The following is a 20,578-nucleotide window of genomic DNA, read 5'->3' on the forward strand; positions in this document are numbered from 1 at the left end:
TACACTTTGTTATCAACAAATTTGGGCTGTATGTTGGCGCTCTACAGCAGAGCGACTGGCTATAGTATCACTTTATTAGCGGTCAAAAAATCTATGGTAAGACGTCGCCAGCAAAACACATCACAAAAAAAGCCATCGACGGGCTTTGTTCGTATTATTAGCGGCTTATGGAGAGGAAGAAAACTGCCTGTTCACGATACAGAAGGTCTTAGACCGACAACCGATCGCGTAAAAGAAACGCTATTTAACTGGATTGCTCAAGACGTGCCACGTGCAAAGTGTCTTGACCTTTTTGCAGGTTCTGGCGGTTTAGGCTTTGAAGCCGCTTCTCGCCAAGCGGAGATGGTGACGCTAATTGAGCTAAATCCACAAGCTTTCAAGCAATTGCAAACTAACATCGCCTCATTAAAAAGCGATAATTTGCAAGCAGTGAACAGCGATGCCCTCAGTTACTTAAAGCAACCGGGCACCCCCCATCACGTCGTATTTATCGATCCTCCTTTCCGTAAAGGGCTACTCGATGAAACCGTTAGTTTGCTAGAAAGTAATGGCTGGTTAGCGGACGATGCGATGATTTATATTGAAACAGAAAAAGAGTTGGCTTTGGAAAGCATTCCGGCACACTGGCGCCTGCACAGAGAAAAAACCGCAGGGCAGGTCTGCTACCGACTGTTTGAACGACAACAAGACTAAATAGGACGTCGATATGAAAGCGTTATTGTTACTCGCAAAAGCCGCGATTGGCTTTGTGTGGTTTATTTTGATTTTTAATATCTTTCACCCTTTCCCTGGTAATTCGGCGATTGCACTCTACATCATGACAGCGTTTCTGTTCATCATGCATGGTCTACAGATGCTGATCTTCATCGGTGCGTTTGGTGACAAGATCACGATGAGTCGCTGGGAAAAGTGGTCGATTCTAGTTTTTGGCATTTTTGCTCTGCTCGATATCCGACGCAAACATATGATGTAAAAAAAGCCGCTCAAACGAGCGGCTTTTTTTTGTCTTTTAGGCTAAATACCCTTTCACCCCATCAAGGAACATCTGGGTAGAAATCATAATCAACAATAGGCCCATTAGCCTCTCAACCGCTTTTAAGCCTCTTTCACCTAACATGCGGTGGAAGAAGTTATAGAACATCAAGATAAAAAAGGTCGCGCCCCACGCCAGCATCACCGCGCCAGATAGCTCAAGTAACTTGTCTGGATGTTGGCTAGAAAGCAGCAAAATCGACGCTATAACCGAAGGACCAGCAATCATAGGAATCGCCATCGGCACAAAGAATGGTTCTTCACCCGCCGCTAAGCCAACAATACTACCACCGCTTGGGAATATCATCTTAATCGCGATAATGAACAGGATAATACCGCCGGAGATGCTCAAGGTTTCAGGTTGAACATGGAGGAAATTCAGAATGCTTTTGCCCGCAAAAAGGAACAACAACAAAATGCCAAGGGCAAAGCAAAGTTCACGTACCAGTACGATGCGACGGCGCTTAGGATCTAAGTGCTTTAATATCGATAGGACGATAGGTAGGTTGCCGAGCGGATCCATGATAAGAAAGATCATGGTCGCGGCAGAAAGAATGTCCATGAATTAAGCCTCCAAAATGTTATAAATCAAGCGCACAAAAAAGTCGGCGAAGTATAACAATCTCATCTTGTGATTTGGAGGCACAAACGCAATTAATCTCCTTCACTTAGAGATTAACAACCCCGGTCAATTAGTGATTGCAGACTCGCTCAGCATTAATCTGCCAAATCCCCTCTTGCACAATCACTTTTTCACGCTCAATAAAGAACTCTAATAATGTATCTAGGGTAAAGCCATTGCACTTACAGGTTCTAAAACGAGCTTGCTCACCAAACGTTTCGTTCACCACCGATTCCAATTCTGATTTTGACATCGGGCGCTCTCTCAATAAGTTTAGAACGTTATGGGCATGAATTTCAGTCGACATTATGTTTCCTCAACAAGGTTTGGATTGTTGAGGATAACCAATCAGAGAATTTTTTCTTTGATTTTAAATAACCAGAGAAGCGGTGATCAGGCTATGGGCAAGTAGATAGCTGCCCGAGATGAGGTAACGCCCTTGGCGCAAAGGATGTTTATAGTCATGGATGGCAAGTAAGACGGCAGATAAGGTTAAAGTCAAACAACCGATAAATCCAACAGCACTCGCTTCCCCTCCTTGTATTAACCACACTTCACCGGCTGCCCAGTTCAGTTGCAGTAACACAATCCCCATCATCACTACAGGAAATATCAATTGATCGATCTTAGGTAGCAGCAGGAAAAAACTCACCACACCAATTCCAAGCAGCAGTGCTGGCAGCCAAAGTACCATGTCGCCAGACAGCTTAAACCAGAAGGATGCACTATAACAAAGCTGAGCGGCCACAAAGCCTGCAAAGCTCAGTCTAAGGTGCTTCTTAAAAAGGTAGAGTCCGTCAGCCACCATTGAGATCACTAATCCAAGCGATACCCACCAAGCCGCAGCGCCCACTAGCGCACTGTGACTCCAAAGCATCACTAACAACATAAGCAACGACATTGTTTTAAACATCACTGCCTGCTTTACATGATTATTTTCATTGGCGGAAATACTGATATACCCAGAAAGGGCAACCGATAGCCAGCTCCACATTCGAACACCTCAATAAAAATGAGCTGCTAGTGTAGGCAGACCGACCTAGATGTCTAGCCACAGAAAGCAAAACTTGGATCTTGATATGACTTATCTGCTTCTCTTTACTAGCAATAAACAGTACGAAACACCATTAAATAACAACTCTAAACTTGAAAAACTCGACAATTCTATTTAATTGTCTCGATTATAATAACTAAGCCATCAAAAATGGCATACCAATAACAAATAGGCAAAAACAAATAATAATAATCAATAACTTAAGAAGATTGCGAGATTAAATCGCATTTGAAAAATAGAGATTTCCAGTAAATTCACCTGACAATCTAGTGACAAATGACTGCCACTGTCATTAAAACATCAGAAACAGAAAGCACTTTTAACGTAAAACAAACTGAAAAATGACCAGCAAAAACCAAGCAGGTAAAAACAAAACAAAACTGTCATTAACAATAGAAAAACACAATATAACCCAATAAAAATCAAATAGTTAATTGCAATTTGAATTTAAAAAGATTAAGTAATGTACAAGTTTTATTTTTATAAACCACAGACAAACCGTGAAATTCCGCCCCATTCAACCAAGAAAAGTTATACTTTTGGAGCTTAGGCAATAAAATACTTGATCAAACCACCAAAACACTGCTATTCTAAAAAACATAGAATCAAACATCACATTAAAGGAGCAGTGCTATGATTTCTTCTTCACAAAAACAAGGACTTGTAATGATCGCAGTAGTCGTAGGCTTAATGACACTGCCGATGATGTACTAAGTCAAATTTAAAAACAAAAAGGGACGCAGATGCGTCCCTTTTTGTTTCAATCAACATTTCTTATGGCGTTTTTGATTTAATTATCAGCGACATGTCTAGTTTTAACACAGTCACTAAAACCACCATTTTTAAGCTTTAAGCTATAAATGCTTAGACAACACATCCCAATGAGCATAATAGAACAGAAGTGCTGCTACAGTAATTAGCGTCATCAACGTAATTGCAGCGCGCCAGACAAAACGACTACTTCTCGGCGTAAGCTCTTTTTCACATTCATCACATGTGGTTAAGAAGTCTTTGCGGTTATCAAGCTTAAAATCTTCTTCATGCACAACTTTGTTGCGAATCGTCGCAATATATCTCAGCTTACCGATCACATCGTGAGGAAGCCGCTCTTCACAGCTCGTAATGAGCTGGTGCAATCCTCTGCCATCAGCGTGATATTGAGTACGGAGAAGCTTCTCGATACGACGAGTGCGTGTCACCACTTTTTCGATATCAGACATAGTTTTCCTCCATTGCTACTAAGTTTAGCGGCATTTGCTCCATCTATTACCTACTCTCCCATTTTTTATCTAACTTGCAAGAAAATTTGTGCTGTGGAATCAATACTTAAAACCTCATTCCAACTTTTTCCGACTTGCATTGATGTGATATGGCTCGAATAGTTTTTTGCCCTTGAGTATTTTATCTTTATAGCAAGACTCATACCCAGAATAGAGTCTAAAATCTCGCTATCATTAAGCTAAACCCATTAGAGGCCGTGAAACATGCCTGTAACGCTATTCATTACTGTTGTTATCTTTGCCCTTGCTAGCGGCTGGGCGTTCGTCCACTTCTATCGCAAGCACATCCAAGGTGAGGATGCGCCAGAACAAACCGCTGTTGTCACCGTATTGGACAAACAATCGATCGATATTGATAACACTCAGCCTGGACAGGATGATCAAGAATATTGGATATACGTACAAAAAGGCCGCTTAGGCCCTAAACGTGAATTCCAAGTTGGCGTGCACTATTTCCACGCACTTAATCCTGGCGATCAGGGCACGCTCACTTATCAAGGCGATAAATTTCTCCACTTTGCCCTCAAACGTTAAGGCAATAGCCAACGGGTTTTGCCGGATTTTGCCAGCCACCAGCTCATCATTAATGCACCGCCGCCACTCAAGACAATCCATACAGGGATAACCCAGGCTGGGTGTCCTTGGTACCAACCAAACGCTTTCATTGGCCATAAGAAGATAGGATGAAGAATATAAATCCCCAGACTGTGCTGGCTGATAAAACCAATGACCTTGTTGGCTTGCGCCGATAAGCCCTCACCAAAGTAGCGGCATAACATAAAGAGCATACTCGCCGCCAAAATCACATTGAGTGTCTTATAGGACAACCAACGCCCGACCGTATACTCGCCAGCGAGCTCGCTGTTATGAATCACCATATAAGCCGTTGTCACTAACGCTGCTAAACCTAGTAACGTAAACAGCGCAACATAGCCTTTCGACAAGGGAACACGTTGATAGAGCAGATAGCCTAATGGCAAATAGCCGCTGTAAAGCCACAGCTGGTTGCTCCACGGTCCATCGATTTTGAGTAAGTACATCAGCGATGTCACGAGCCAGACCGCGACAAAGCCATACAAGGCACTCGCACCATAGCGCTTAACCACCAACTGGAAAAACGGGATAACAAAATAGAGTGGGATAAAGTAGTAAAAGAACCCAAGGTGGTAATAGGTTGCGTGTGATGAGCTATCCGCCAGCACTTGCTGCGTCACTGAAAAGTCATAGCCGCTACTTGTAAGGCCTGAAAGCAGAGCGTAAAAGAGTGACCAAATGAGAAACGGTACTAGCACCTTGCCTAAACGCCGTTTGACATAATACTTGGCATCAAATGGGCGCTTATCACTCAGCATCAAGGCGCCAGTAATTAGAATAAATACCGGTACGGCCCAGCGAGTGACACTGTTTACCCCCACTGCCGTTGCCCATTCACCGAAAGGGATCACACCAAACTCGTGTCGATACGGCGCTAACACATGAATCGCTATGACCGCAACTGCAGCCACACAACGTAGCAAATCAAAAAACAGAACCCTTTCTCTCATACTGCCACCTTCGAAAAATAACCTCTTGAATATAGCAATAAAAAAGCTGACCGCATTAGAAACTTGGTCAGCTTTTAGTCAATAAATATTCAGATTACTTAGACGATTACCGGCGGTTTCACTTTCGGTAGTTTGAGTGAAATCAGCGTAGTTAAGGCAAGGAAAACGAACGATACCCACAAACATGCCGATAAACCTGCCATCTGAAACACCCAGCCAGACAAGATCGTTCCGATTAAGCGCCCCATCGCATTTGCCATGTAATAAAAACCGACATCTAAAGAGACACCATCACCTTTGGCATAACTGACGATTAGATAAGAGTGAAGCGAGGAGTTCACTGCAAAAATAGCACCGAACAACATCAATCCGCCGATGATCACAAGCTCTGGCTGCCAACCAATTTGTACCGCGTAAGCAATGCCTGCTGTCACCAATGCGAGTAGCCCCGCCCATATCAAAGCTGCGTGTCCATCTGGCACCTTACCTTGTGCTTTCCCGGTAATTTTAGGCGCAACGCCTTGCACGACACCATAAGCGATCGTCCAGGCTGCTAAGAAGCCGCCCACCATTGAATGATCCCAGCCAAATACGCTTCCTAGATAGATTGGCAGAGCAATCACAAACCACACGTCACGCGCACCAAAGAGGAACATACGTGCCGCGGAGAGAATATTAATCGATTCAGACTTTGAGAACAGTTGGCTAAACTTAGGTTTGGTCTTCGCTTTGCCCATATCCGCTTCAAGGCTAAGCATACTGCCGATAAAGACCAGCGTCAGCACTGCTGCCATTGACAGTACCGCATACTTGAAACCAATGAGAGACAGCAGCAAACCACCAACGAAGAAGCCCGCCCCTTTCAGGGCATTTTTCGATCCGGTTAGAATTGCGATCCACTTATACAGCGAACCTTGCTGCTCATCAGGAACCAGAGTCTTGATTGAGCTTTTCGCACTCATCTTATTCAGGTCTTTGGCGATCCCAGACAGAGCTTGCGCGGCCATGACCCAAGGAATGGTCAACATCGCACTTGGTACAGCAAGCATCAAAAGCGCAACAATCTGCATTCCAAGCCCAAGGTTCATGGTTTTATTGAGACCAAGACGAGCGCCTAACCAGCCACCAATCAGGTTTGTCACGACACCAAAGAATTCGTAGAAAAGAAACAGTGAGGCGATCTCTAACGAGCTGTAGCCCAGACCATAAAAGTGCAACACCACCAGCATGCGAAGTGCACCGTCCGTGATGGTGAAGTTCCAATAGTTGAATGTCACCAACATGTATTGGCGCACGCTTTTGCTTAGGCTTGAGAACATAACATCACACCTATTAACTCGATGAAAAGCGAAAGGAAACGGTTTTCAGAGCTTTTGGATCATGATGTTCCAAAAGCTCTGATCGCTAAGTAGGGACTACTTTTGCGCAACCGCGTTGATGTAATCGACTTGAATTGGTTTGGTAAAAGCTCCAGGACGTAATGCCTGCACTTCTTGAACAATCTTGTCCAAATCCCAACCTTTTTCTAGCAGTAGATGAGCAGCAAATAACCCTGTACGGCCAGAACCGCCCATACAATGCATCGCGACCTTACCTCCGCTATTCACAATCTTGTGTAACTCAGGGCTGGCAGCTTGCCATTTCGCTGCAAACTCAGCGCCCGGTGCACAATCATCTTCAATTTCAATTTGGAACCACTGCATACCTAGCGCACGTGTTTTCTCGCCAAGTGCTGCCACGTCTTTGCTTGCAAGCTCCGCGTCATCTAACGCAGTAACAATCGCTTCAACACCTTGCTCTTTAAGCTGCGCTAGCGATGAATCTAGATCCGCCTCTTTCGTGCCTGGACACGGAGTAAGTACTAACGCACCAGCATCTAAATCAAGTTGCCATGTAGGATGTGACATATTCATTCCCAAAATTCTTATGTGTTTTACTAATACTCAAAATAATTGGATTTGCAGCTAGGCAACAAGTAAGTTCAGCCCTATGAGCATAGGTTCTCTATGTGATTAGGGTGAACTTACGCAGTTAACAACGCTGCAGATTCAAGTATGAAGAGTATTATGCTAAGCCAACGGTACGAACTAGCTCAGCTGTACGTGTTGCGTAACCCATTTCGTTATCATACCAAGCGTAGATCTTAACCATACGCTTACCCACCAGCATGGTTGAGAGTGCATCTACAATCGTCGAGCGTTGGTCACCTTTGTAATCGATAGAAACCAGTGGACGCTCTTCAAAGCCAAGAATACCTTTCAGTTCATTCTCAGACGCTTCTTTCAGCATCGCGTTCACTTCTTCTGCCGTGGTGTCTTGCTTCACTTCGAAGATGATGTCGGTCAAAGACGCGTTCGCTAGTGGTACACGCACTGCATGACCGTTAATACGGTTTTCAAGCTCAGGGAAAATCTCAACAATCGCTTTAGCACTGCCCGTTGTGGTTGGGATAAGGCTCATACCACACGCACGCGCACGACGTAGGTCTTTGTGCGGCGCATCGAGAATAGTTTGGGTGTTAGTTAGGTCGTGAATGGTGGTGAATGATGCGTTCTCGATACCAAGCTTCTCATTGATAACTTTAACCACAGGCGCAATACAGTTTGTAGTACACGATGCCGCTGTTACGATCTTGTGCACCGCTGGGTCAAAGATATTGTCATTCACACCGACAACGATGTTGGCAATGCCCTCTTCTTTCACAGGTGCAGATACCACAACACGCTTCACACCTTGCTCTAGGTATTTGTTTAGGAAAGATGTCTTACGGTGAACGCCTGTCGCTTCGATAACCACATCACAGCCAGACCAATCGATCGCATCGATGTCACGCTCTTGCGTTGTTTTGATGCGCTGACCGTTGATGACCATCTCATCGCCTTCAACCACCACTTCATGGTTCCAGCGACCTTGCACTGAGTCGAACTCTAGAAGGTGTGCCAGTGTCGCTGTGTCACCTGCGACATCATTAATTTGTACAAACTCTAGCTCTGCCCAGTCGAATGCCGCGCGAAGTGCTAGGCGACCAATACGGCCAAAACCATTAATACCTACTTTAACTGTCATATCTCTATTCTCTCAGCTAATAATTAAATTCATTAAACGCAACACTGTGGGCGTGAAGTCATCGCCTCTAGTCGCTCAATATCTTGCTTGTATTCGGTTTTCAAACAGTTAGATGCAATAAGGTCATCGATTAACTTTAGCATCCAGCCGGGTAAATCATTTGAAAGGCGGTAAAACACCCATTGACCTTGACGAACGTCTGTCAGAATCCCACTCGAGCGTAACTGCGCGAGATGGCGAGAAACCTTTGGCTGACTTTCTTGCAGTGCTTCAGTCAACTCACCAACAGATAAACACTCTTGGCGAACAACCATCATCAAACAGCGTACACGTGTCTCATCGGACAATAATTTAAAAAACTGGTGAGGAAGCATCTTATATACTCATATCTGGATATGCATATATATTAGATCGAAGAGCATATACGTCAAGCCATATATGCTAATTGTCATAAAAGTTTCATTTAGAGAAAGAAGACAGGTTAGATGATGGTATTGAGCTCTTGGCTCCAACGTTGTGCCTGAGAAATACGCGGCATGACATCATTTACAGAAACATTCAGTTGCTGGCAAACCGCTTCTACGCCGTGCCAATCGGCTTTTTCGTAGCACTCTTCAAGCTGAAGTAGCTGCCCGTACGGACCTTCACGATTCAGTAGGGCCTGCTTGATTGAAGCACACAACGGCAATTGCTCAACCAGCTCTTTAAGCGACACATCGAGCAAAGCATCAAGCAACGAAAATAGACCAATTAAGAAAGCCTGCTCTCGGAACTGACTGAATGGATTCTCGTGTGCCATTAGCATAAAGAATTGCGCACGTTGCAACGACAAGGTGTAGAGTTCTTTGGGTTTATTGACCGAAACAAACGAAGCCACCGCCAGTGAAACAAACATCTTCAGTTTGTCTTGGCCCAAATAGACTAACGCTTGCCTAAAAGAGGAAATTGGCACTTCGGTGCGATCCGACAGGGTGTTAACAAAGCGCAGCAGCTTATAGGAAAGCGCGACGTCTTTAGCCACAATCGCCTCCACCTTCAAAAAGTCGACCTCCGGTTGGCACACTTCTCGAAATAGCTCCATCGCGATAAGTTGTTCAGGGCTCACATAGCGTTGGCGAACAATCTCTGGCTTACTGAAAAAGTAGCCTTGGAAAAAGCTAAATCCCGCCGATCTCGTCGCCAAGTACTCTTCTTCCGACTCGACACGCTCCGCTAAAAACTTTCGTTTCGAGCTTTTTGCTTGTAGCTTTTTCACCATCACACAAGCTTGCTCTAAACCGAGTGCCATAATGTCGAGCTTCACGATGTGAACGAAAGGTAAGAAACGTTCCCACTCAGTAGAATAGACAAAATCATCCAGCGCAATCAGGTAACCATGAGCGTGCAACTGCTTGATGGCGACCAGAAGCTCATCGTTAGGAATACATGTTTCTAAGACTTCTACCACAATGCGATCTTTAGGCAGGGATAGAGGAAGCTGTCGAACTAGGCTCTCATGAGGAAAATTAATAAAACAGCGGGATGTCGATAGCGTGGGGTTACTGCCTACGGAGAGGAAGTTTTCCACAATCAGGCGATACGTCGCCCGATTGGGATCTATATGTGCAGGATAAGCATTTCTTTCACCGTCACGAAACAGCAGCTCATAGCCTAACGTTTGTCGTTTAGCATTGAGGATCGGCTGACGGGCGACGTAGGTTTCTTTGATTCGCTGCGGCATCGTGACAGTACGTTCGGTTTACGCTTTTGCAGCGGCAAGTAATGCGCCGCAACCCATAAACATTGAGCCGAAAACTTTGTTTATTTTCGACATGATCTTATCTGAACGAATAAAGCGCCCCATTTGCGAAGCTAAGCTGGTGTAACCAAGCATTACAACCGCATCAATAAATACGGTTGTCACCCCAAGCACCAGTAACTGAGTCAGCTGGTCTTTAGCTGGGTCAATAAACTGCGGAAACAGTGCCACTAGAAAAACAATCGATTTAGGGTTAGTTAGGTTGATCAAGATCGCCTTGCGCATCAGATTCATACTAGAAAGCTGGCTACCCGCATCAGCCATCGTGATGCTTGAGCGATCGCGCCATTTTTGAATGCCTAACCAGATCAGATACGCCGCACCAACCCATTTAATCACACTAAAGGCCAACGCTGATTGAGCCACTAAAGCGCCAATACCAGCACCGACTAACATAATATGAATCGCGAGGCCAACTTGGAGCCCTGCAATCGCGGCAAGAGAACGCCTTGTGCCATAGCTTAAACCATTACTGATCGAGTTAACCGTACCCGATCCAGGAGCAAGGCTGAACACAATTGCGGTGACCACATAAGCAAGCCAAACATGCATATCCATAGTATTTCCTCTCGACTAAACGCTCATAGCCACACATAATCTAGTTCTGTTGCAAAAACTCAAACCACAGCCAGGCTTTACTTCACCATGAATGATTCACGCTCCAACATTAGTCCTTCTTATACTCAAGAGTCCGATTTTGAGCAAGTGATCAATAGTAATATTGCCAACTTATGGCGCTCTCGTGAAGAAGGCTACCTTAAATCGTTTGATAAGAAAGCTCTTTATTGGATTAAGTTGACTGCGCCTCAACACGATAAAGCGATTGTTGTGGTTAACGGGCGCATTGAATGTACCTCCAAATACCAAGAGCTGTTCTACGATCTCTATCAACAAGGCTATGATATTTATTCGTTTGATCATCGCGGACAAGGCTTATCTGAGCGCCTAATTGAAGATAAACAAATGGGCTTTGTCGGCGAATTTGCAGACTATGTAAAAGATTTGGCTCAGCTCATTGAATACTTTGATTTATCTGGCTATTCAAAGCGCTATCTCCTTGGCCACTCAATGGGTGGTAATATCGCCACGCGTTACCTACAAACACACGACGCTAAGTTTGATGCCGTTGCCCTCAGTGCGCCTATGTATGGCGTTAACCTACCTTGGCACCTCAAACCGGTTGCGACACTGTTGGGCCAAGTACTCACTGCAGTTTACCCAAAACCAACCTTTGCCCCAGGCCAAGTCGCCTATTACCCAAAACCTTTTGCAGGCAATCTACTCAGTCAAAGCGATGCCCGTTACCATTGGTTCCGCAATTGGTATGAGCAGCACCCAGAACTGAAAATTGGGGGCGCTAGTACTCAGTGGGTATGGCAAGGGTTAATGGCGTGTAAGCAGTGCTATCTCATGACTCGCCATATCAAGACGCCACTATTGGTCATGCAAGCTGGGGATGATCAGATCGTCTCAAATCAGGCGCAAACTCAGTTTATGAAGAAACTCGCTAAGACCCATAGCCAGTGCGAGTTTAAAATCATTCATGACGCCAAGCATGAGTTGTTGTTTGAACAAGACCAATATCGCAACCAAGCACTGGATGCTACTTTGCAGTTCTTCGCTCAATACTAAAATAGGAAATAGCGGAGGGTGATCTTTACCCTCTTTTTCCCCTTTATGTTCAAGTAAAATACCCTCTCTACCCAAATGGGAAACTATTCGCAGTACATACGAGGGCGATATGACCGAAGCACGCAAAGATACTCCTTTTCACATTGTAGCCTCAGATCTCGATGGCACTCTTCTCGCACCAAACCACCAGCTTAGTGCCTACTCCAAAGAGACATTAAAAACACTGCATGAAAAAGGCTTTACCTTTATCTTTGCTACCGGTCGCCACCATGTAGATGTGGCTGGAATTCGTGAGATTGCCGGCATCCCTGCTTACATGATCACCTCAAATGGCGCGCGCGTTCATGACCAGAACGATCAACTGATGTACAGCAAAAATGTCCCAGAAGAGCTAGTCCAGCCAGTGATCGATGTGATCCGTCAAGATCCAGAGATTTTTGTCCACATGTACCAAAATGAAGATTGGTTACTGGACCGTGACGATGAAATGCTAGCGAAATTCCACAGCGAGTCAGGCTTTGCTTACAAACGCTTTGCAGCGGATGCCGCCCCGACCAATGGCATTGCTAAAGTGTTCTTTACTCATCCAGAGCAAGACCATGACCACCTAGTTACCTTCGAACAAAAACTGCGTGAAGCGTTTGGTGACCAACTGAATATCGCTTTTTCTACACCTTGGTGTCTTGAAGTGATGGCTGCAGAAGTGTCTAAGGGCCACGCGCTAGAAGCGGTTGCCAAGTCACTCAACCTAACGTTAGACAACTGTATTGCGTTTGGTGATGGCATGAACGATGCGGAGATGCTGGCGATGGCTGGTAAAGGATTGGTGATGGCTACTTCACACCATAAAGTGAAAGAAGCGCTACCAAACAATGAAGTGATCGGCAGTAACGCAGACGATGCAGTAGCGCATTATCTGCAAGACAACCTGCTATAACGCCACGATTATTCCTCTTCATCAGGCAGCATATCGCTGCCTGATTTGTTTTTATTAGTCTAGCGCTGACTTGGCAGCTTTTCTTTATCTAGAATCGCCAGCCACTCTTGCTCACTCACCGGCATGATAGAAAGGCGGTTACCGCGCTTAACTAACGGCATGTTTTCCAACTCTGGCATCGCTTTCATCACCGTCAGCGGAATCAAACGCTGCGTTTTGCGCACGAACTCAATATCAACCATCACCCATCTTGGGTTGTCTGGGCTCGATTTAGGATCGTAATAGTCACTTTCAGGATCGAAGGCAAAATGGTCGGGGTAAGCCTCTTTAGTCACCTTGGCGATACCAGCAACGCCAACTTTCTTACACGAAGAGTGGTAAATCAGCACTAAATCGCCCTCTTTTACCTCATCTCGCATCATATTTCGCGCCTGATAATTGCGTACACCTTCCCAGCAAGAACTATTTTGTGTTCTGAGTGTGTCAATAGAGAAGGTGTCAGGTTCAGTTTTGAATAACCAATATGCCATAATAGAATCCGCCAGTTTCTGAATAGGGAAGATATAGCATGAAGGCGCTTCGAAACCCAGTCGCTATTGTGACATTACTTGCGTTACAAGCTTGTTCGATTTCAACACAGCCAAGTTCTCAGCCATCACCGACCGCACCTGCGGCCAGCTTAGATAAACCTGCCAGTATCACACCGCAGACTTTTATTATGCGTGGTGAGATCGTTTTAGGCCATGAGGTACGAACCATTACGCCTTGTGGTAGCCAGCAACAGTATTGGCTCGAATTGCCCAACGACCGTTTTCAACAAGCGATGTCACTGGTTCAGCGTCCATATGAGCCTATGTATGGAGAAGTTATCGGCCACTTAGAAACTGGCCTGACCGATGGCTTTGTCGCCGACTACGCGGCGCGATTTGTGGTGGATTCCATCAACCTGATTACCGCGGAAAATCCAAAGCGATGCCAGCAAGACACTAAACCAACTCGTGCATTTGGTACTGAACCTTTCTGGTCAATGAGCTTTGAAGGCAACCAACTTGCTTTCCAGAAAATGGGCGAAGAGAAACAACTGTTAGAGCTTAGCTCAAGCCGTATTGAGAGCGACCGCCGCCGTTACCAATTTGACCGCGGTTCGCTAGAGCTCAATCAACGTAGCTGCAGTGACGGCATGAGTGATTCACTATATGGCTGGAGTGCTACGCTGGAAATCGATGATGGGCAATATCAAGGCTGCGCTACGCTATCAAATCAAGATGGTACACAAGACTGGACGGGCTATTACCAAGCGAGTTCAACCAAGAGCAGCGATTTTTCTATCTCACTGCAACTCAAGCCCGATCACACCGCGACCACCTCATATTCCTACAATAATGGCGAGTCCGATTCTGTTGAGCGGGGCTATTGGCAGCAACTTAACCCTGAACAAATTCAGGTAGTGATGACCCATCATCAACAACAACCCTTGTTATCAGAACGCCTGTTCTCACGTCAAGGGGAGCAGTTAACCGCGACCAAAGAGAAAGTCGGTAATGTGATTTATCCGATTGCTGATGGTGGCGTGACACTATTTAAAAGCGCCTCTGAGCAAGCGCAAACGAACAAGCAAGAATCGCCTAACCAAATCCCATCCTCAGCAGAATTTAACCCTAAGGTGGATAAAGCACTGCGCAACTATTTTACCAGCACTGAAACCGATCCGACCGGTACACGCTATCGCTGGCTCAGTTACGATTTAAATGGTGATGGTAACAAGGAGCTCATCACTCAGCTTGACTGGTGTGGCTCAGGTGGTTGTACTCTGCTTATCTTTGAAAACCACCAGAACAGTTGGCGCTTTAACAGCCGTATCACTCTGGTCAGTACACCGCTTAATCTCGGTGTTAACCGCAGTGAAGGTTGGCAAGATATGGTATTTTTCGTCAGTGGCGGCGGAGCAGTGCCTAACCAACATATTGTTAAGTTTGATGGACAACAGTACCCGCTAAACCCAAGCACCGCACCTATCGCAAGCTACGACGAGATCAGTCAGATTCAACTCTTCTCTGATGGCTTAACCCCTCATCAACAAGGTATTACTCTGTGACACCGTCAACCAGTGACGAGGGCACGCTAGCTGCCTGCCCTCAGTGCCAACTTCGCCACCAATGTCTCTGTGAGCAATTACCGACTCTCACATCAGCCTGTCATCTTGCGCTGTTAATGCATGAGAATGAGCAGCAACGTGATACCAACACTGGCCAGTGGTTGCTTAAGAGCTTACCCGCATCGACCAGTGTGCATATTTGGCAACGCAAAACGCCCAGCCCAGCACTGCTCGAACTGTTGAACAATGACCAGTACCAGCCTTACTTGTTATTTCCACATGATGAGAGCGTGCCAGTAAGCCAGGTCTCTCAGCAGGCAAACAAAGCAGCTAAAGTGCCACTGTTTATTATTCTGGATGGAACTTGGCAGGAAGCGAAGAAGATGCTGCGCAAAAGTGCGTGGCTCGAAAACCTGCCCGTTGCGCATATCACCCCTAGCCATACTTCCAACTATCAATTACGTCGTAATCAAGAAGATGGGCACTTGTGTACCTTAGAAGTGGGTTGCGAAGTCCTAAAGGCGCTCGGGGAAGAGCGCCAATCAGAGCAGTTGCTGAATTTCTTTGACCACTACATGCAAGCGTTTAAAGCCGACAAAAGTGGTCATGCACTCACAACTAAAACAAACGGCTAGGCTCGGCGAGATAGAAGCCTTGCAGATAATCGACACCGAGATCTTCGGCAATTTCACACACTTCTCGGTTGTGGACGAACTCGGCCACCGTCTTCGCGTTCAAGACTTGGCATAGCTGAACCAACTGACCAGTAATCTGGCGCTGCTTAACATCGCGGTCAATGGTCTTAATCAGACTACCATCAAGCTTGATGATGTCTGGCTCAAGGCGAATAATCTCATCAATGTTCGAGTAGCCTGAACCAAAATCATCCACCATCAGACGTACACCCATCTGTTTAAAATGACGACAGATTTCAGCCATCCGACCAAAGTCCTTAATTTGTTCCGACTCCAATACCTCTATCCCTAAACGATAGGGGTCATTGAGCTTGGCAATCGACTCTTCTAATAAATAAAGCGTCTTATCACTGAGCATATCTTGCGGTGATAAATTAATCGAAAAAGAGTCTTGTTTATCCGCCATATAACTCAAGGTTGAAGACAACATATAACGACTTAAGCGGGTATATAGATGCGTACCCTCGATGATAGGTAAAAAGCGTCCAGGAGAGATGATATTGCCTTCATCTTCTATTCTCACTAAACACTCTTGAGACACCTGCTGGCGAGTCTGGGCAGCAAAAATAGGCTGAGTGTAGGTAATGATATTTTTTTTGAGAATCGCCCGACTGACAACTCCCATCAAATTGATCTTGTCTTGCAGTTGTTCGGCGGTAATCGCACAATCTTTGGCGTTAAAGAAGTGGGTATTACGCTCTTTACCCATTCTTCTGGCATCGATCGATTTAAGCAGAAGCTCATCTCCGGGAATATCTGGAAAATCACTGCTGCTGGCTATACCTCCGGTAATCGAAACCGACAGGTAATCCACATCCGGAAGATCGTAAGGCTCAAAGTTAATTCTCTCGATTTGATCAGCAAAAGCCGAGAAGTCTTGTTGAATTTTATGACTTGAAACCTCAGCCGAAAATACAATTGCCCATTCCGCAGGACCGATATAGTAAAGGTTTTTCACGAAATCATGGCCACGGCGCAGAGATAACCTCTCAACAAAATGATCGCTCAAATCTCGGATCAATTCATCCGCTACTTGATAGCCATACTTTTCGTTTACCTGATGAAAGTTAGAGAGCTTGATGGTGATTACATGTTGATGCTGTTTAAACACTTTCAGCCGCTCTTGCAGCGCAACACGGTTATTAAGCCCGGTATGTTTATCAAGGCGGTAGCTTTCTATCAGCTTTTCGGTCTGCTTCGCGAGTTTGTCCTGCATCCCTTTCTGAGCTTGGTTAAGCTCATCAATAGAGTGGCGAATCAAGTGGAACAACGGCGAGACGGGGAATTCGTCTTGCTCATCAATCACAATCGCAGGACGCTGGCTATCTTCACTCAGCGCTAAATAAGTCATGCTGTGGTGGAGCGTTTCCTGACAATCGCCGCGGTAAAACTCGCCCATGCAGTAAGAGCCATTACTGCATTCAAGGTGCTCAAACGGTTTGGTCTCACTGACCCCTTCAAGAAACTCTAATCGGGATTCGCAATTAAAGATAAAAACCGACTCTGGGTTACTGCGCGCTAACTGAACCACATCATAACGCACTTGTTCCAATGTCAATGAAGGATGGTTATAGCAAATTCGAACTTCGTCACCGATATTGACCGGATTATCGAGTCGCATGCTGCCATCGGAATAAATCTCGCGCATGCTACTGATTTGGCCACTGCTCGCTTGAAGAGGAAAGCTATACAACTGCTCTAACGTAATCGAACGGTCTTCCGCTAGCCGCTGCTGATAAATCGCATAAGCCGACTGATAGTCTAGGGTTTTGAGTATATATCCCTGGCTACCCGTCACCCTCAATGTGCCTCCAATAGGCGTCCATTCAGAAAACGCATTGCGATGTATTGTGAGCCGCTCACTATGTAGAGCAACAAAAACAGCAGCGTTGCGATAAGTTTGATTACCAAACAGAACCCACTCGTGATGCCCACCAACACTGGTCGCAAGCCCACCACTAATTGGGATTTCCACCACTTGACCGAGTGCTTGGTAAAGTCCACTGGCATGAGCGGAAAAACTGATCATCGCTTTAGATGCCATGCCCAATTGAAGCTCTTCACATAACGCTTCGACTTGAGGCTCCAAGTCGCTATTAAGCAGAGCTCGTGCGGAGGTCAGCGAAGTGTGGTCGAAACAAGAAACAACAATGAGACTACCATTATGGTGGAGTATTCCATCACACATGGTATGGCGAGTACTGTGGCCAATAATATGGCAATGGGGGAGGTGTAATTTAAGCCGATTTGCATAGTCACACACAACTTGTTCGGTATCGGTCGATAGTACTTGGACCAAATACGAAGCCGAATCTCTCACAGGAATACCCTGAAGAAATAACTGAAGTTGCTGACTATTTACCACTAGTGCGGAATAGGTGCGCATTCTTATAAGCCTGAGACGTGATTATTTATATAGTATTTTTTCTATACCGTAATCTATGTGCCCTGATATGAAAAGCGTTGTTTTCATGCCCCGCTATTTACATCTCACTCAATAGCAACAACTGATGCAAACGGTTTACTTCTACATCTGGTAAGGTGCGGCTTTTACTACATTCATAGATATCTTGGCCTTGGTCGTTAAACCAGCACGCCTGAAAACCACTGCGCTTGGCCCCAGCAACATCGGAGATTAAATGGTCCCCGACATGAAGGATGTTTTCGGCTGATAATGAAAGAAATGACTGAGCTTTATCAAACAATTCACGGTGAGGTTTGGCGTACCCATCTGGTCCTGCTTTTAGTACCAATGAAAAGTAAGGTGCAAGACCAATTTTCTCAACATCAACATTCCCATTCGTAATCGCGACTAGCGGTAATTGACTTGCAAGCCGCTCTAGCACCTGATGTGCTTGCAATGGCACGGTAAAGTCACTACGCAGGCGATGTACTTGCTCTATGGCCTCATTAGCAGCTTGAGTGGCCTGAGCTGGCGCGTAACCCAGTTCCAGTAATCCACATTCGATCTGCTTGAAGCGCCATAAGGTGACATCATTAACTAGCCAGCTATCTTGTTGTGCTAAACGCATTTTAAGCTCATACCACCAGCCCAGCGGCTTAGTCGCTGAAACAGGGTGATGGTGATGCATCCATTGCGCCATTTGCGCCTCAACCTGACGAATGATTGGGCGGTTATCATAAAGGGTGTCATCCAGATCGAACGTCATCGCTTTAATTGGATTCAAATGGCGGTAGAATTTCATTGGTCACTGCCCTTCTTTTTCGCTCTGGGGTGAGCTTGATCGTAGACCTCAGCAAGGTGTTGGAAATCCAAGTGAGTATAGATCTGGGTGGTAGAAATATTTTCGTGGCCCAAAAGCTCTTGTACAGCACGCAAGTTATTACTCGATTCAAGCATATGAGTCGCAAAAGAGTGACGCAGTTTATGCGGGCTAATGTGACTTGCCACCGCTTGCTTTTGTCCCCACTCCGCCATACGTTTTTGCACGTTACGGTGAGAAATACGCACACCAAGCTTGGAGACAAACAGCCCAAGCTCATCGCTATTTGCCAAACTGGGGCGAACTCTTAACCACTTACTCACCCACTCTGCAGCCATACCAGTAAAGGGCACTTTACGTTCTTTATCCCCTTTACCCACCACTCGTATTTCACCAGACGAAAGGCCGACATCTTTAACATTAATGCTAACCAATTCAGCTAAACGCAGCCCAGCACCATACATCAGTTCCATCATGGCGCGATCGCGTATCGCCAATGGGTCGTCTTCATTAACTTCAAGTAACTGCCCAATTTCATCGACATCGAGATTTTTAGGCAACGGACGTTTTTTACGTGGTGCAGAGACCCCTTTAGCAGGGTTAGCGCTCATCTCACCACGTAGCATCATAAAATCAAAAAAACTGCGCAGCGAAGAAAGACGAGTCGCGAGACTGCTCGGCTTCATCCCTTCGCGCATGCCTTTACTGGCTAATTGACGCACCCAGCCCGCATCCACTTGTTGCCACTCTTTTAAACCAAGTTGAGCTAAATGACCGGCCATAGTTTCAAGTTGCTGTTTGTAATTACGCTGGGTATGCAGGCTCAGCCCCTTTTCACTTCTCAAGTATTCATAGAAGCGTTCAAGAGGCTGCTGTAGGCCATTAGGCAGAGGTACTGCTGATTCGCTCATTCGACTCACACTGCCAAGGAAGGGTTTCGATAAGGTGAGAAAGCACAAGGGCTAAGTGACGTAAGAACAAGGTATCCATATGCGGCTGGAAATGACCGCCATCGCTGCTCGAGAATGCCAAAATACCTTGCAGACCTTTATTATACAGCGGCAACACCACATAAGAGCCCATTTCGGGTGCTCGGGAGTTATCTCCTAGCAGCAGTTCACGGTCAACTTTGCGCATTCGGCCAAGATACGAGTCTTTACCATTAAGGTGGTTAGTTGCAAAGCGTTGATAGTTGGTTTTATCCAACGAGTAATAGCTCGACTCACTATCGACTAAGCGAACATAAGCGACTAAGCCTAAAGCCTTGGCTTTCTCTTCAATCGCTTTAATCACCGGCAGCAATGCATCTCCTCTTAAGATTTGCTCTTGCAAATCCATAAATTCATGGAAGGTTTGATCATTGCTTTTTGCCAATGACATCAAGGTCGTGATCTCTTCTTCAAGCTCTTCGATACGTTGACGTTGACGGTTCATCTGAACATGAACAAGAGAAACAGCGCCTTGCTCTTGCATAGGCAGTGCTAATCGATCCACCAGCTCACGGCGATGGATAAAAAAATCAGGGTTGTCACGCAGGTATTCCGCTACGACTTCCGCCGTCAGCGCATCTGCTTCGATATGCGACACGATTGTTCCTTT

23 protein-coding genes are annotated in these 20,578 nt (G+C 45.7%); 7 read left to right on the plus strand and 16 right to left on the minus strand.

The window, feature by feature from the left end:
* Positions 1-93 precede the first annotated feature (93 nt).
* On the plus strand, positions 94-693 hold the full coding sequence (gene rsmD, locus VIA_RS00135; RefSeq protein ID WP_004409575.1) for a 16S rRNA (guanine(966)-N(2))-methyltransferase RsmD: 600 nt from the start codon (positions 94-96) through the stop codon (positions 691-693).
* A 13-nt stretch (positions 694-706) separates the two neighbouring features.
* Entirely contained in the window at positions 707-973 is a 267-nt protein-coding gene (locus VIA_RS00140; RefSeq protein ID WP_004409577.1) for a DUF1145 domain-containing protein, read from the plus strand.
* 36 nt (positions 974-1,009) lie between these two features.
* On the opposite strand, the gene VIA_RS00145 is transcribed toward VIA_RS00140, so the two are convergent.
* The 4 genes from VIA_RS00145 to VIA_RS00160 all read right to left on the minus strand — a co-directional run bounded on the left by VIA_RS00145 (position 1,010) and on the right by VIA_RS00160 (position 3,928).
* Positions 1,010-1,594: a YhgN family NAAT transporter gene (locus tag VIA_RS00145; protein WP_004409579.1), complete on the minus strand. Its 585-nt coding sequence runs from the start codon at positions 1,592-1,594 to the stop codon at positions 1,010-1,012.
* 130 nt (positions 1,595-1,724) lie between these two features.
* A complete protein-coding gene (locus VIA_RS00150; RefSeq protein ID WP_004409582.1) occupies positions 1,725-1,961 on the minus strand; it encodes a YecH family metal-binding protein in 237 nt (78 codons plus the stop codon).
* Between the two features lie 63 nt (positions 1,962-2,024).
* Entirely contained in the window at positions 2,025-2,648 is a 624-nt protein-coding gene (locus VIA_RS00155; protein ID WP_004409583.1) for a lysoplasmalogenase, read from the minus strand.
* A 914-nt stretch (positions 2,649-3,562) separates the two neighbouring features.
* Positions 3,563-3,928: a hypothetical protein gene (locus tag VIA_RS00160; protein ID WP_004409587.1), complete on the minus strand. Its 366-nt coding sequence runs from the start codon at positions 3,926-3,928 to the stop codon at positions 3,563-3,565.
* Positions 3,929-4,192: 264 nt separating this feature from the next.
* Here VIA_RS00160 and VIA_RS00165 point away from each other — a divergent pair, with 264 nt between their 5' ends.
* Positions 4,193-4,522, plus strand: a complete 330-nt coding sequence (locus VIA_RS00165) for a DUF2500 domain-containing protein (protein WP_004409589.1) — start codon at positions 4,193-4,195, stop codon at positions 4,520-4,522.
* On the opposite strand, the gene VIA_RS00170 is transcribed toward VIA_RS00165, so the two are convergent.
* The 7 genes from VIA_RS00170 to rhtB all read right to left on the minus strand — a co-directional run bounded on the left by VIA_RS00170 (position 4,519) and on the right by rhtB (position 10,954).
* Positions 4,519-5,532 (minus strand): acyltransferase, encoded by a 1,014-nt coding sequence (locus VIA_RS00170; protein ID WP_004409590.1) that lies wholly within the window; start codon positions 5,530-5,532, stop codon positions 4,519-4,521. The genes VIA_RS00165 and VIA_RS00170 overlap by 4 nt on opposite strands.
* A gap of 98 nt (positions 5,533-5,630) precedes the next feature.
* On the minus strand, positions 5,631-6,851 hold the full coding sequence (gene arsJ / locus VIA_RS00175; protein WP_004409591.1) for an organoarsenical effux MFS transporter ArsJ: 1,221 nt from the start codon (positions 6,849-6,851) through the stop codon (positions 5,631-5,633).
* 96 nt (positions 6,852-6,947) lie between these two features.
* Positions 6,948-7,439: a cyclin-dependent kinase inhibitor 3 family protein gene (locus VIA_RS00180; RefSeq protein WP_004409592.1), complete on the minus strand. Its 492-nt coding sequence runs from the start codon at positions 7,437-7,439 to the stop codon at positions 6,948-6,950.
* Between the two features lie 157 nt (positions 7,440-7,596).
* Entirely contained in the window at positions 7,597-8,598 is a 1,002-nt protein-coding gene (locus tag VIA_RS00185; protein WP_004409593.1) for an ArsJ-associated glyceraldehyde-3-phosphate dehydrogenase, read from the minus strand.
* A 32-nt stretch (positions 8,599-8,630) separates the two neighbouring features.
* Complete coding sequence (locus VIA_RS00190) at positions 8,631-8,972, minus strand: ArsR/SmtB family transcription factor (RefSeq protein ID WP_004418022.1); 342 nt, start codon at positions 8,970-8,972, stop codon at positions 8,631-8,633.
* A gap of 107 nt (positions 8,973-9,079) precedes the next feature.
* Positions 9,080-10,318 carry an EAL and HDOD domain-containing protein gene (locus VIA_RS00195; protein WP_004409597.1) on the minus strand — a complete coding sequence of 413 codons (1,239 nt, stop codon included), beginning with the start codon at positions 10,316-10,318 and terminating at the stop codon, positions 9,080-9,082.
* A gap of 18 nt (positions 10,319-10,336) precedes the next feature.
* Positions 10,337-10,954, minus strand: coding sequence for a homoserine/homoserine lactone efflux protein (gene rhtB / locus VIA_RS00200; RefSeq protein WP_004409598.1), 618 nt, complete (start codon positions 10,952-10,954; stop codon positions 10,337-10,339).
* Positions 10,955-11,041: 87 nt separating this feature from the next.
* Here rhtB and VIA_RS00205 point away from each other — a divergent pair, with 87 nt between their 5' ends.
* Positions 11,042-12,028, plus strand: coding sequence for an alpha/beta fold hydrolase (locus VIA_RS00205; protein WP_004409599.1), 987 nt, complete (start codon positions 11,042-11,044; stop codon positions 12,026-12,028).
* Between the two features lie 109 nt (positions 12,029-12,137).
* A complete protein-coding gene (locus tag VIA_RS00210) occupies positions 12,138-12,965 on the plus strand; it encodes a Cof-type HAD-IIB family hydrolase (protein WP_004409600.1) in 828 nt (275 codons plus the stop codon).
* A 59-nt stretch (positions 12,966-13,024) separates the two neighbouring features.
* Here VIA_RS00210 and VIA_RS00215 read toward each other — a convergent pair whose 3' ends face one another.
* On the minus strand, positions 13,025-13,495 hold the full coding sequence (locus VIA_RS00215) for an EVE domain-containing protein (protein ID WP_004418020.1): 471 nt from the start codon (positions 13,493-13,495) through the stop codon (positions 13,025-13,027).
* Between the two features lie 38 nt (positions 13,496-13,533).
* Between VIA_RS00215 and VIA_RS00220 the strand changes: the two genes are divergently transcribed.
* Positions 13,534-15,060 (plus strand): COG3650 family protein, encoded by a 1,527-nt coding sequence (locus VIA_RS00220; protein WP_004409603.1) that lies wholly within the window; start codon positions 13,534-13,536, stop codon positions 15,058-15,060.
* The gene (locus VIA_RS00225; RefSeq protein WP_004418018.1) at positions 15,057-15,695 is read left to right on the plus strand and encodes a tRNA-uridine aminocarboxypropyltransferase; all 639 of its coding nucleotides are present in this window, start codon (positions 15,057-15,059) and stop codon (positions 15,693-15,695) included. Before VIA_RS00220 ends, VIA_RS00225 begins: the two co-directional genes overlap by 4 nt.
* On the opposite strand, the gene VIA_RS00230 is transcribed toward VIA_RS00225, so the two are convergent.
* The 4 genes from VIA_RS00230 to VIA_RS00245 form a co-directional block, all read right to left on the minus strand.
* On the minus strand, positions 15,679-18,141 hold the full coding sequence (locus VIA_RS00230; RefSeq protein WP_038211389.1) for a bifunctional diguanylate cyclase/phosphodiesterase: 2,463 nt from the start codon (positions 18,139-18,141) through the stop codon (positions 15,679-15,681). The two genes, VIA_RS00225 and VIA_RS00230, sit on opposite strands and share 17 nt — an antisense overlap.
* A 97-nt stretch (positions 18,142-18,238) precedes the next feature.
* Positions 18,239-18,961 (minus strand): 5-amino-6-(5-phospho-D-ribitylamino)uracil phosphatase YigB, encoded by a 723-nt coding sequence (yigB, locus tag VIA_RS00235; RefSeq protein WP_004409606.1) that lies wholly within the window; start codon positions 18,959-18,961, stop codon positions 18,239-18,241.
* Positions 18,958-19,890: a tyrosine recombinase XerC gene (xerC, locus tag VIA_RS00240; RefSeq protein WP_004409607.1), complete on the minus strand. Its 933-nt coding sequence runs from the start codon at positions 19,888-19,890 to the stop codon at positions 18,958-18,960. The genes yigB and xerC overlap by 4 nt, the downstream gene beginning before the upstream one ends.
* Positions 19,862-20,566: a DUF484 family protein gene (locus tag VIA_RS00245; RefSeq protein ID WP_004409608.1), complete on the minus strand. Its 705-nt coding sequence runs from the start codon at positions 20,564-20,566 to the stop codon at positions 19,862-19,864. Before VIA_RS00245 ends, xerC begins: the two co-directional genes overlap by 29 nt.
* Positions 20,567-20,578 lie beyond the last annotated feature (12 nt).

This window comes from Vibrio orientalis CIP 102891 = ATCC 33934, from assembly GCF_000176235.1.
Classification (GTDB): domain Bacteria; phylum Pseudomonadota; class Gammaproteobacteria; order Enterobacterales; family Vibrionaceae; genus Vibrio; species Vibrio orientalis.

Bases quoted from the DNA above. Each gene is read 5' to 3' on its own strand.
- rsmD (WP_004409575.1), top strand. From the start codon at position 94: ATGGTAAGACGTCGCCAGCAAAACACATCACAAAAAAAGCCATCGACG.
- VIA_RS00140 (WP_004409577.1), top strand. From the start codon at position 707: ATGAAAGCGTTATTGTTACTCGCAAAAGCCGCGATTGGCTTTGTGTGG.
- VIA_RS00145 (WP_004409579.1), bottom strand. From the start codon at position 1,594: ATGGACATTCTTTCTGCCGCGACCATGATCTTTCTTATCATGGATCCG.
- VIA_RS00150 (WP_004409582.1), bottom strand. From the start codon at position 1,961: ATGTCGACTGAAATTCATGCCCATAACGTTCTAAACTTATTGAGAGAG.
- VIA_RS00155 (WP_004409583.1), bottom strand. From the start codon at position 2,648: ATGTGGAGCTGGCTATCGGTTGCCCTTTCTGGGTATATCAGTATTTCC.
- VIA_RS00160 (WP_004409587.1), bottom strand. From the start codon at position 3,928: ATGTCTGATATCGAAAAAGTGGTGACACGCACTCGTCGTATCGAGAAG.
- VIA_RS00165 (WP_004409589.1), top strand. From the start codon at position 4,193: ATGCCTGTAACGCTATTCATTACTGTTGTTATCTTTGCCCTTGCTAGC.
- VIA_RS00170 (WP_004409590.1), bottom strand. From the start codon at position 5,532: ATGAGAGAAAGGGTTCTGTTTTTTGATTTGCTACGTTGTGTGGCTGCA.
- arsJ (WP_004409591.1), bottom strand. From the start codon at position 6,851: ATGTTCTCAAGCCTAAGCAAAAGCGTGCGCCAATACATGTTGGTGACA.
- VIA_RS00180 (WP_004409592.1), bottom strand. From the start codon at position 7,439: ATGTCACATCCTACATGGCAACTTGATTTAGATGCTGGTGCGTTAGTA.
- VIA_RS00185 (WP_004409593.1), bottom strand. From the start codon at position 8,598: ATGACAGTTAAAGTAGGTATTAATGGTTTTGGCCGTATTGGTCGCCTA.
- VIA_RS00190 (WP_004418022.1), bottom strand. From the start codon at position 8,972: ATGCTTCCTCACCAGTTTTTTAAATTATTGTCCGATGAGACACGTGTA.
- VIA_RS00195 (WP_004409597.1), bottom strand. From the start codon at position 10,318: ATGCCGCAGCGAATCAAAGAAACCTACGTCGCCCGTCAGCCGATCCTC.
- rhtB (WP_004409598.1), bottom strand. From the start codon at position 10,954: ATGGATATGCATGTTTGGCTTGCTTATGTGGTCACCGCAATTGTGTTC.
- VIA_RS00205 (WP_004409599.1), top strand. From the start codon at position 11,042: ATGAATGATTCACGCTCCAACATTAGTCCTTCTTATACTCAAGAGTCC.
- VIA_RS00210 (WP_004409600.1), top strand. From the start codon at position 12,138: ATGACCGAAGCACGCAAAGATACTCCTTTTCACATTGTAGCCTCAGAT.
- VIA_RS00215 (WP_004418020.1), bottom strand. From the start codon at position 13,495: ATGGCATATTGGTTATTCAAAACTGAACCTGACACCTTCTCTATTGAC.
- VIA_RS00220 (WP_004409603.1), top strand. From the start codon at position 13,534: ATGAAGGCGCTTCGAAACCCAGTCGCTATTGTGACATTACTTGCGTTA.
- VIA_RS00230 (WP_038211389.1), bottom strand. From the start codon at position 18,141: ATGCGCACCTATTCCGCACTAGTGGTAAATAGTCAGCAACTTCAGTTA.
- yigB (WP_004409606.1), bottom strand. From the start codon at position 18,961: ATGAAATTCTACCGCCATTTGAATCCAATTAAAGCGATGACGTTCGAT.
- xerC (WP_004409607.1), bottom strand. From the start codon at position 19,890: ATGAGCGAATCAGCAGTACCTCTGCCTAATGGCCTACAGCAGCCTCTT.